Origin of the sequence: Novosphingobium sp. ZW T3_23 (assembly GCF_044987305.1) — a bacterium.
GTDB lineage: Bacteria > Pseudomonadota > Alphaproteobacteria > Sphingomonadales > Sphingomonadaceae > Novosphingobium.
Window position 1 is genome coordinate 1 of sequence record NZ_JBJDRF010000094.1, and the last position, 9,767, is coordinate 9,767.

General features: G+C 64.8%; 10 protein-coding genes. 2 read left to right on the plus strand and 8 right to left on the minus strand.

The window, feature by feature from the left end; translation table 11 throughout:
• Positions 1 to 129 precede the first annotated feature (129 nt).
• From ACI3K3_RS24685 to ACI3K3_RS24715, 7 genes are all read right to left on the minus strand, one after another.
• Positions 130 to 495 (minus strand): hypothetical protein, encoded by a 366-nt coding sequence (locus ACI3K3_RS24685; protein ID WP_404918604.1) that lies wholly within the window; start codon positions 493 to 495, stop codon positions 130 to 132.
• Complete coding sequence (locus ACI3K3_RS24690) at positions 495 to 2,072, minus strand: PepSY-associated TM helix domain-containing protein (protein ID WP_404918606.1); 1,578 nt, start codon at positions 2,070 to 2,072, stop codon at positions 495 to 497. Before ACI3K3_RS24690 ends, ACI3K3_RS24685 begins: the two co-directional genes overlap by 1 nt.
• Positions 2,069 to 2,362, minus strand: a complete 294-nt coding sequence (locus ACI3K3_RS24695) for a hypothetical protein (protein WP_404918608.1) — start codon at positions 2,360 to 2,362, stop codon at positions 2,069 to 2,071. The genes ACI3K3_RS24690 and ACI3K3_RS24695 overlap by 4 nt, the downstream gene beginning before the upstream one ends.
• Positions 2,359 to 2,646 (minus strand): hypothetical protein, encoded by a 288-nt coding sequence (locus ACI3K3_RS24700; RefSeq protein ID WP_404918610.1) that lies wholly within the window; start codon positions 2,644 to 2,646, stop codon positions 2,359 to 2,361. The genes ACI3K3_RS24695 and ACI3K3_RS24700 overlap by 4 nt, the downstream gene beginning before the upstream one ends.
• A complete protein-coding gene (locus ACI3K3_RS24705; protein ID WP_404918612.1) occupies positions 2,640 to 4,850 on the minus strand; it encodes a TonB-dependent siderophore receptor in 2,211 nt (736 codons plus the stop codon). The genes ACI3K3_RS24700 and ACI3K3_RS24705 overlap by 7 nt, the downstream gene beginning before the upstream one ends.
• 185 nt (positions 4,851 to 5,035) lie before the next feature.
• Positions 5,036 to 6,022 carry a helix-turn-helix transcriptional regulator gene (locus tag ACI3K3_RS24710; protein ID WP_404918614.1) on the minus strand — a complete coding sequence of 329 codons (987 nt, stop codon included), beginning with the start codon at positions 6,020 to 6,022 and terminating at the stop codon, positions 5,036 to 5,038.
• 74 nt (positions 6,023 to 6,096) lie between these two features.
• Entirely contained in the window at positions 6,097 to 6,924 is an 828-nt protein-coding gene (locus ACI3K3_RS24715; protein ID WP_404918616.1) for a siderophore-interacting protein, read from the minus strand.
• 113 nt (positions 6,925 to 7,037) lie between these two features.
• Between ACI3K3_RS24715 and ACI3K3_RS24720 the strand changes: the two genes are divergently transcribed.
• On the plus strand, positions 7,038 to 7,622 hold the full coding sequence (locus ACI3K3_RS24720; protein ID WP_404918618.1) for a TetR/AcrR family transcriptional regulator: 585 nt from the start codon (positions 7,038 to 7,040) through the stop codon (positions 7,620 to 7,622).
• Positions 7,623 to 7,649: 27 nt separating this feature from the next.
• Here the strand turns inward: ACI3K3_RS24720 and ACI3K3_RS24725 are convergent, their stop codons facing one another.
• A complete protein-coding gene (locus ACI3K3_RS24725) occupies positions 7,650 to 8,573 on the minus strand; it encodes an SMP-30/gluconolactonase/LRE family protein (RefSeq protein WP_404918620.1) in 924 nt (307 codons plus the stop codon).
• A 209-nt stretch (positions 8,574 to 8,782) separates the two neighbouring features.
• On the opposite strand from ACI3K3_RS24725, the gene ACI3K3_RS24730 reads away from it, so the two are divergent.
• Positions 8,783 to 9,739, plus strand: coding sequence for an NAD(P)-dependent oxidoreductase (locus tag ACI3K3_RS24730; protein WP_404918622.1), 957 nt, complete (start codon positions 8,783 to 8,785; stop codon positions 9,737 to 9,739).
• Positions 9,740 to 9,767 lie beyond the last annotated feature (28 nt).

A 9,767-nucleotide genomic window follows, 5' to 3' on the forward strand; every position in this document is an offset into this window, starting at 1 on the left:
CCCCCACCCTACCACCCGCAGGATACTACCGTTGGGTGGTAGGGTGGGGGCGCCTGAGGAATAAAAGGGGGCTGGTGCCGCGAAATTCGCTTTCAGCGAATTTCCAAACTGACTCTGAGCGGCGCGTCCTCAGGCACGTATGGCATGCGAATAGAAGGTCAGCGGATAGAGGCGCAGGTTCAGCCGACAGAGCACGGCGCCGCATCGCGAAATCGCCGCCGATAGCTCGGGCGTGCTGGGCGGTCGGCACCCCGGCGCCGTAATCCTTTGGCTCATGGCCAGCCATGCCAGCAGAACGAGTTCGTCGGCGCCCAGAAAACGGGCATCGGGCGAGAGGACCGCGTATCCCTCGCGCGCGGCAATAACGCGTAAGCTCCTGAACTGGTGAACGACGTGGCGGTCGTGCGGCAACGCGCGGCCGCCGCGAAGCAAAGTCAGAACCTGCCGCTCGACACGGGGCCGACGATTGAGCAACAACGCCAGTGGCCCCGACATCAGGCGGCCTGCGCCGGGGCTGACCAGACGCTGTCCGTCGCCCCCGATCGGGCGCGCCGCCGCGCGGATAGTGCGATCCCGACAAGGCCCAGCGCGAGAAGACCGGCTACGAGATCGACCATGAGCAAGGCCGCCGCATCATACAGGTCGCGCCCGCCGATCAGGCTGGCGGCAGGGATGGCCAGCATGGATATGGCGCCGACAATGGCCAGTTCACCACCTGCCTTCGCCGCTCCGCGCAGCAGCGCCCAGAGAGTGAAGAGGACGAAGACCGCGTAGTAGATCGCGCTGTGCACGCCATAGCTGGCCGAGGCACCAAGCACTTTGGCAGCAGCCAGCGTCACCGAGATACCCGCGACACAGCCCAGCGGCACACCCACGGTCAATGCGGAAAGGATGCGCGTCGCGCGGGTCTGTTTGACGGCCCCGGCCTTGCGCTCGCGCCGCCGCCGGGATTCCACCCAGAGCAGGTTGCCGGTGTAGAACAGGAAGGCTCCGGTCAGCCCCAGCAGGAAGTAGGCCCAGCGGATCGGATAGCCGCCGAAGCTGCCGAAATGGAGCGTGAAGAAGCCCGTCGTCGTGGCCGACCAGCCGTCCTGCATGCCCGGCATGAAGCTGCGATCGACGATCTCGCCGGTGCTGGGATCGAGCCCGGCGATGCCGTAAGTCGGGCCGCGCTGGCCATAGCGGGGATCGGTGCCCTGCACGCGCAAGGCAGGCAGGATGCCGCCGCCCTGACCGTAAACGATCTGATGCGGGGTGAAGCCCGGAGCCTGCTGCTCCAGCCGCTGAACGATCTGCACCGGGGTGAGCGAGGGCGTATCGGCAATCGCCGCCTCCGCGCGCATCATCGGCCGGGCCCGGCTGGCGGCGTCCGAAAAGGCCAGCCGCTGGGCGCTGTAGAACTCGTCGTGGAAAGCAAAAACCACGGCGGTCAGCGCGATGATGATGTGGAACGGCAGGCTGAAGAAGCCGAGCACGTTATGCACGTCCAGCCACATGCGTTTCGCGTTCCTGCCGATGCGCAGCGCGAACAGATCCTTGACCAGACTGGGCAGCAGCACCGCCAGCCCGGAGACCATGGCGACCACGTAGAGCAGCGAGATGCCGCCCATGATCGGCATGGCGATCGCATGCGAAAATGGCAGCCCTACCTGCTGGTGCAGCACGTCGATGAAGTTCGCCACTTGCGAGCGCTGCTGCTTCTCCACCTGAAGCGAACCGTCCGGCGCCAGAGAGGCGAAGTAGGTGGCGCCGCCGCCATGCTCGCCGCGTCTGCCGCCCGGCGCGCGCCAGCTGACCCGGCCCGGATGCGCGGCATCGATGACGAGGTTGACCTCATGCCCGCGCGCAGCCTCCGGATACTGCGCCTTCACTTTGGCGACCAGTTCGGGCGTACGCTCCAGCGAAGGCGGCGGCGCCAGTGTCGATGGCTGCGAGGCCCAGCGTTGCAGCGGCTCCTCGAACATGGTGAGCGCGCCGGCATAGAAGGCGACGAACAGGGCAAGGCCGGCAATGATGCCGACCCAGCCGTGAACTTCCTTGTACATCCGCACGACGTCGGTCGGCAGTTTCATGATTGCAGTTCTCCAAGGGCCACCAGCGGCGCCCAGGCCGCAAGGTTGGCCAGCGCAAGCCAGAGCCAGGCGCGCGAGGCGGAACGGAAGAGGAAGACGAAGCTCAGGATCAGTGGCCAGGTCAGCGCCATGATCCACATGCCGAGCTGGCCCTTGCTGGAGAAATAGGCATCGCCGTAGTCGGTCGCCCAACGGAACAGCCCCGAAAGCGCGAGGGCCAGCGTGAAGCCCAGGATGAAGGCGGCACTGATCTTGCCGAACCAGTCGCGGCTGGAAAGCGGCTTGCTCATGCGCGATCCTCCCCGCTACGCCGCCACCAGGCCACGGCGATGGGCACGATCGACCATGTCGTCATCAGCAGGGTCACGGCGATGAAGAAGGCCGTCGCGACTCCGACCCAGTTCAGCAGCAGGGCAAGACCGGCCGCCAGCATGGCCGCGCAGCTCCAGCCCATCGCGCGCGGCGAGAGGGGCAATGCCCCCCACGCCTGATGCGGAGCCGCAAGGTAGAGCGCCACGCCGGACAGCACGATCAACACGCCCGCGAAAACCGCCATCGTGACGGAGATCACCACCGGAACTGCAACCTGGCAGTCACCGTGCGACCCTCGCCATAGTAGCAGGCCGAAACGGCGATACAGGTGGCGACATAGCGCTTGTTGGCGATATTGCGGCCATTGATCGAGATCGACGCGCCTTCCAGCGCCGGTGCCAGCTTGCCCAGGTCATACCGCACGAACAGGTCGAACAGCGTATAGTCCGGGATCGCGAGGTTGGCGGCATTGGTATTGTCGCCGAAGCTCTTGCCGGTGTAGCGCGCGCCGCCGCCGAAATTGAGCCCGTTCTCCAGCTTCTGGCTGATGAAGAGCGAGGCCATCCAGTCCGGCACCGCCGCCAGTTTCTTGCCAAGCTGGCTGGCCGTATTGGTATCGGTGATCTTGCTGTCGCTGCGCGTCACGCTGCCGACGATGGCCGTGCCGGTGGGCAAAGTGGCCTTGGCCTCGAACTCGATGCCGCGAATGCGCACTTCGCCGGTCTGGACCAGGCAGCTTGCGTCGTCACAGGTATGATCGGGATAGGCCGCCAGTTCCTCGCTGCTGGCCGAAGTGGTCAGGTTCTGCTGGGTGATCTGATAGGCGCCCAGCGTCAGGTAGATGCTGTTGCCGTACTGATAGCGCAGGCCGCCTTCGAACTGCTGCCCGGTGGTTGGCTTGAACACCGCGCCGGTCAGGTTCGTCGCGGGATCGCTGACTTGCGGCTGGAAGCTCTCGGCATAGCTGAAGTAAGGCGCCAACCCGTTGTCAAACAGGTAGACTCCGCCCGCGCGCCAGGTGAAGGCATCGCTTTTCGATACGAAACCGGTCTGCGTGCGCGGGTTGTACTGGTCATCCTTGTACCAGTCCTGACGGCCGCTGAGCGTCACCCGAAGGCGACCCAGCTTGACCTGATCCTGAAGATAGAGGCCCGCCTGCTGGCTGACCGTTTCCACGAAGCTCTGCGGCGCCAGATTGGCAGCAATCGTCGATGCGCCGTTCGGCTGCGGATCGAAGATATCGAGCAACGGCGTGGTGGCGGTGAAGTAGCGATAGTGCTCCCACTTGGTGTGGAAGTAATCGAACCCGCCCAGCACTACATGTTCCAGCGCGCCGGTATTGAAGCGCCCTTCGACTTGCGTATCCGTGGAAATGCCGTCGCTCTTGCCGTTGCCCTGCACGGCGCGGCGGGAGATGGTCTGGCCGGCGATGCAGCCGGGGATCGCAGCAGTGCAGTTGGTGATCGTGTCGCCCGTCAGCACCACCACTTTGTAGAGGCTGTCGAGGTGGGTGTAGCGGGTGTTGTTGCGCACCGTCAGCGCATCGCTGAACTTGTGCTCGAAGAAGGATGCGGCAAGGTACTGGTTGCGATCGTAGGTGTTCCAGTCCGGCTCGCCCAGATTGTCACCCAGCTTGACGTACTGGCCATTGCTCTTGCGCAGGGCACCGGTGGCGGGGAGATACTGGAACGTCGCGCCGCCCTCATCGCGCTGGTACTGGCCCAGCAGCGTCCAGCTCGTGCGGTCGTCCGGGCGCCAGGTAATGCTGGGCGAGATGTACTTGCGGCCGATCGTCACATCGTCGACTTGCGTATCGCCATAGCGCGACAGCGCGACGAGCCGAGCCGAGAGCGTGGACGTCACCGGCCCGCTCACATCGGCGGCGGCCTGATAATTCCACTTGCCAAGGTCGGTCATGCCCACCGCCTGAAGCATGAATTCGGCGTGGAACTGGTCGGTCGGCCGCTTGGTGACGATATTGACCATGCCGCCCGGCGCGCTCTGGCCATAAAGCGTGCCCGATGGCCCCTTCAGCACTTCCACCTGCTGGATCGCGAAGGAATCGAACGAAGTGCGCGTCCACTGACCACCGGTAGGCAGGCGAATGCCGTCCACGAAGTTGTTGTTCGATGAGAATCCGCCCGCCGCGAAACCGCGCACCGTCACTTCGTCCACGCGGCTGTCGAGCCCCGAAGGCGCCGCCTGCACGCCCGCCGTATAGGCCAGCGCGTCCGAGATCGTGGGAGAGGCGCGCAAGTCCATTTCCTCGCGGCTGACGATGGAAATGCTCTGCGGCGATTCGATGATCGGCGTGTTGGTCTTGGTGGTCGAAGTGGCCGACGATTGCCCCGTGGCCGTTACCACGATGACGCGGTCCGAGGTCTCGGCCTCGTCGGCGACCTGTGCGTGGGCAATACCGGACGTCCCCGCGAGCAAGGCCGCGGAGAGCAAGCAGATTCTGTTCATGAAATCCCTGTTCGTATCGTGCCCGAAGGAGGATTTCGGCCAAACTCGGGCAAGAAATGCCGTCCGCTGCCGCCCTCGACCGGGAAGTAGATCGCGTCGCCCCAAATGCGACCCGTTCTCAATAGGCAGGGACTCCGCGCGGGCCAATCGCAATGACTGTCGCGTCAGGCACGAATGCTGTCGCGTCAGGCCACGGCGGCGCGCTGGAGACTCATCGGGGCGCGACCGAACTTGCGGCGATAAGCGGCGGAGAAGGCGGACGGGCTGGCAAAGCCGACCTTGTAGCCCGCTTCCGCCGCGCCGAAGCCCTGCTCCTCGATCATGACACGCGCCATCGCCATGCGCTTGTCGCGTACATAGCCGAACAGGGTGGTGCCGAACCGGGCCTTGAACCCCGCTTGCAGCACATTGCGGTTGAGCCCCACCTGCCGCGCAAGCTCGATCGTACCGGGCGGCGTCAGCAGCGTGCCATCCAGAATGTGCCGCGCCTCCATCACTGCATCGTAGCAACGCGCGCCCAGCGCCGCGCGATATTCGCCGCCATCGCGGAATTGCCGCAGGGTTTGCAGCATCAGTTGCACGGTCACGGATTCGCGGAACAGGCGGCCGAGCGATCCGTGATAGCGCTCCTCCGTCAGCATCGCGGCCATCTGCACCATCGCCTCGCTGCGCGGCAGGTGATAGCTGCGAAAGCCCGGCGCCATCAGGTAGTCCAGCGCCTCCAGATCTGCCTCGGACAAGGCATCCGCATTGGCCTCAAGGAACTGCGTGCGGACGCCGATCTCCACGCGGCGACACCCCTGCCCCGCCGCCAACAACCGGGTGCAGAGGCGCCGCTCTCCCAGCCCGACCACATGCACGCGGTCCACCCTGCTCGATACCGGTTCGGCCCCTTCCGGCACGAACTGGCCGTTCTCACCATCCAGCAGGAAGGTCATCATCACCGAGCGCTCCACCGGCTGCGAAATCGCTGCGCCCGATGGCGAGGCGAGCTCGCAGGCCGATGCGAACAGACCCGGGGCGACATCCTCCACCCAGAACCAGCCCTCGAACGAGCCGGTCATCTGCTGGCGCAGCCGCTGCGCCGGTTCGGCAGCAGCGAGAGCCTGATGCACCGCCTCACGCACAAGCGCATCCGCATCGAAGTCTCCCTCGACGAAATGTGCGTTCATGAAATTCACTCCATCATTCTTCGGTCCGGCTCAATATGCTATTACGTCGCATTCGCAATGAACTCGCGAAAAATTCAAACTTCGACGGCAAGGTCGTCATAATCCGCCAAAGTGCCGCCGCGCGACAGAACGCGCTCGTAATCCTCCTTGCGGCGCGCATCGATTTCGGTGTTGCTCACGCCGCGCCGCCAGTAACCGGCGATGGCGATGTCCTGCTTGGCCAGCCCCAGGGCGGCAAAATGCTGGCGGATAGCCCTCATCTCGCCCCGCTCACCAGCGCCCCACACGGCCCAGGTCGCAGCATCGGCAATCGCTTTGGCATGAGACAGCAGCACGTCGGCCTCACCACCCGCGACGCGCACCAGTTCCAGTCCATCGACATGCGGCAATTCCGCAAAGACCTGCGCATCCTTCGTGGCGATCCAGCCCTTGCCCGCAACACCCGCTGGCCATTGGCGGAGCAGCGAATAGAGCGCGGGTATCCCCGTCTCATCCACGAACAACGCAACCTTGCGCCCTGTCGTTTCGGGAATGCCGATGTGCGGCCGAGGACCGGTCAGTTCGAACGAATCCCCGGTGTTGAGAGCGGAAACCCAGCGCATCATCGGACTGGCGCCTTCATGCAGCACGACATCGAATGTGAAGCGGCCGGCACCATCGTAATCGCGCACCGTGTAGATCCGCGAAACGTCGCCATATTCGCCGCCCAGGCGGATGCGAAACGCCACGTTGGGCTGGGCCCAGTTGGGATCTTCGGCCGATGAAACGAGCCGCGTTGCTATACGGACGATCGAAAAGCTCGGCCGTTCGATCGCCTCCACCACGGCCCGGACTTCATGAAGTCCGCGATCATGGTCTTCACCGCGCAGTCTCGTCTCCTCGTTCCGAATTTCGTCGGCCATCGTCCAATCTCCTGAGGCATTTGCTCCATTTAGTTTCATACCCATAAACTAATATCGAAACCGGACGCAATCGCCCTCTCGCCAACCCCGCCGCTTTGCGCGATACGAGCGGCATGACCACCGCCCCCGAACAGCCCCGGCGAGGCCGCCCAGCCACCATCACGCGCGACCGGATCGTCGATGCCGGGATCGCGATGGGCCTGCCGGACCTGACTTTCGTGGGCCTCGCCGCGCGGATCGGGGTGAGCCATATGGCACTCTACAAGCATGTGCCGAACCTGGAGGCGCTGAAGCTTCTCGTTGCCGATGCGATCTTCCTGCGCTGGGACATGCCCGCCCCGCAGAGCGAAACGCTGGAGCGCTACCTAGTCGCCTTCAGCGCATCGCTGCGCGCGCTTGTCGGCCACCACCCCGGCCTCGCGTTCTACATGATCCGCCGCAAGGCCCAGATGCCGGCGATGATCGAGCGCATTCGCGCACACCACACCGATGTGGCCACCGCTTACGGCATCTCGCCGGAGAAGGCGGGACGACTGCTCTCCACCGTGGCCTTCCACTGCATCGCCCTGGCGGACACGGTCTATTCCCTGACCGACCAACCGGATGGCGCCGCAGATGATGCGGCGACCACGCAGGATATCGAAGCCGAATTCGCCTACGGGATGCGCTGCCTTATCGTCGGGCTGCTGAGCGCGTAGCCCCCCGACAATCCGAAAAACTCCGCCTCAGACGGCGGCCGAATAGACCGGGCGGCCTGGCACTGGCATCTCCACGCGATAGACGGTGCCGGTGCTCGATTCCGTGAAGTAGAGCCAGCGGTTTCCGGGCCCACCATAGGCGGCATTGGTGGTGTAGCGACCTTCGGGCACGTCGATCCGCAGCATCGGTTCTCCCCTGTTGCTGAACAGCCAGACGGCGCCGAAGCCGACGTGGCAGACCACAAGGTTGTCCTCCTCATCGATCGTCAGCCCATCGGGCCCGGAGCCGCCGGACATCTGGATGTAAGTGCCGACTTTGCTCACCACCTCGCCGTCGTTCACCAAGGGACAGCGCCAGACCGCGTTGGCACGGGTCACCGCCAGGAACAGCGCCGTTTCCGCCTTGTTGAGCACCAGGCCGTTGGGGCTGGGAATGCCGTCCAGCAACAGTTCCAACCGGCCCGTCCCCGCGCGGACGCGGAACAGGCGGCCATTGGGGTTCTGCCAGCCGGACTGGCCCTGATCAGTGAAGTAGATGTCGCCGTTGCGGGAGATCGTCAGGTCGTTGCAGCCCAGGAACGGCTCCAGCAGATAGCGGTCGAACCACACCTCCGACCTGCCGCTGCTCGGATCGCAGATCACCATGCCCTTGTGATGGTCCGCGGCCAGCAGCCGCCCGTCGGCCAGGAACTTCATGCCGTTCGGCTGACCATCATATTCGAAACCCACCTCGCAAGCGCCATCGGGGGCGATGCGGAACAGGCGGCCCCAGGGAATGTCCGTCACCCACAAGTTGCCCGCGGCATCGAACACCGGCCCTTCCAGGAACACCGGCGCCGGCGCGCCATGAAGCTGCACGCGTGCCCATTCGCTGCTTTCGCCGAACCGGCGAAACCTGTCGGGAATGCGGCAGAAGACTTCCGCCGAGATGGCGGGCGGCGCAGCAAACATCCTTCTCTCCTCGTTCGGCCCCACTCCATGGGCGCGGTCTCTGGATACAGCCCCTGAATACAGCCCCTGTATACGACATCGCCCCGACGACATTCGATGCCTGTCCGACGCCCCGCAGACCTATTGCCTATTGACCGTTCTGGAAAGAGCCTTCACCACAACCTTCGTCAAAAACGTATACATAAATGCCACGGAGAGGTATCGCCCCGATGAGTTCACGCGAACTCGTATGCATTATCGACCCCATCCATCCCCTCGGCGTGGAGCGGATGGCGGAGAGGCACGACATCATCGCCCCGGCGAACTGGCAGGACGATCCGCGCCTTGCCGAAACCAGCGTCATCGTGATCCGCACAAGCCCGCTTGGAGCGGAGGTATTCGCGCGTATGCCGCGCTTGAAGGCGATCGTGAAGCACGGTGCCGGAGTGGACAACATCGACATTCCGACGGCCACGGCACGGGAGGTGATGGTCGCCAACACGCCAGGCGGCAACAACTCCACCGCCGTTGCCGAAGGGGCGGTCTCGATGATGCTGGCACTGCTGCGTCGAACCCGAGAGATGGATACATTCGTGCGCGACGGCCGCTGGAATGAACGCTGGGGCGTTCGCCTGGGCGACCTCACCGGGGCGCGCGTGGGACTGATCGGCTTCGGCCGCATCGCCCGCTGCGTCGCCACGATCTGCGGGGCGGGGTTCGGCGCCGAAGTGGCGGCTTTCGATCCGATGGTCGCGGACGCGGACATGCGCGCCGCCGGAGTGGAACCGCTGCCTCTGGTGGAGATACTCAAGCGTGACGTGATCTCGATCCACACGCCGCTCACCGAACGGACGCAAGGACTGATCGACACCGTGGAGCTGGGCCTGATGGCGCCGCACGCGATCCTGGTGAACTGCTCGCGCGGGGGCATCGTCAACGAGGCGGCGCTGGCCGAAGCGCTGAAGGCAGGCCAGATCGCCGGCGCCGGTATCGATGTGTTCGAGGCCGAGCCCCCCTCTCCCGACAATCCTCTGTTCGCGCTGCCGAACTGCCTGCTCTCCCCCCACGTCGCCGGCGTTACCGAGGCCGGGATGCGCGACATGGCGCTGAACGTGGCGCGGGTCGTCGACCTTGTAGGCCGTGGCGAGAGGCCGGACACTTTGCTCAATCCGGAGATTTTCGCATGACCGCCCCCCCGACCGCCCCGCTTAAATC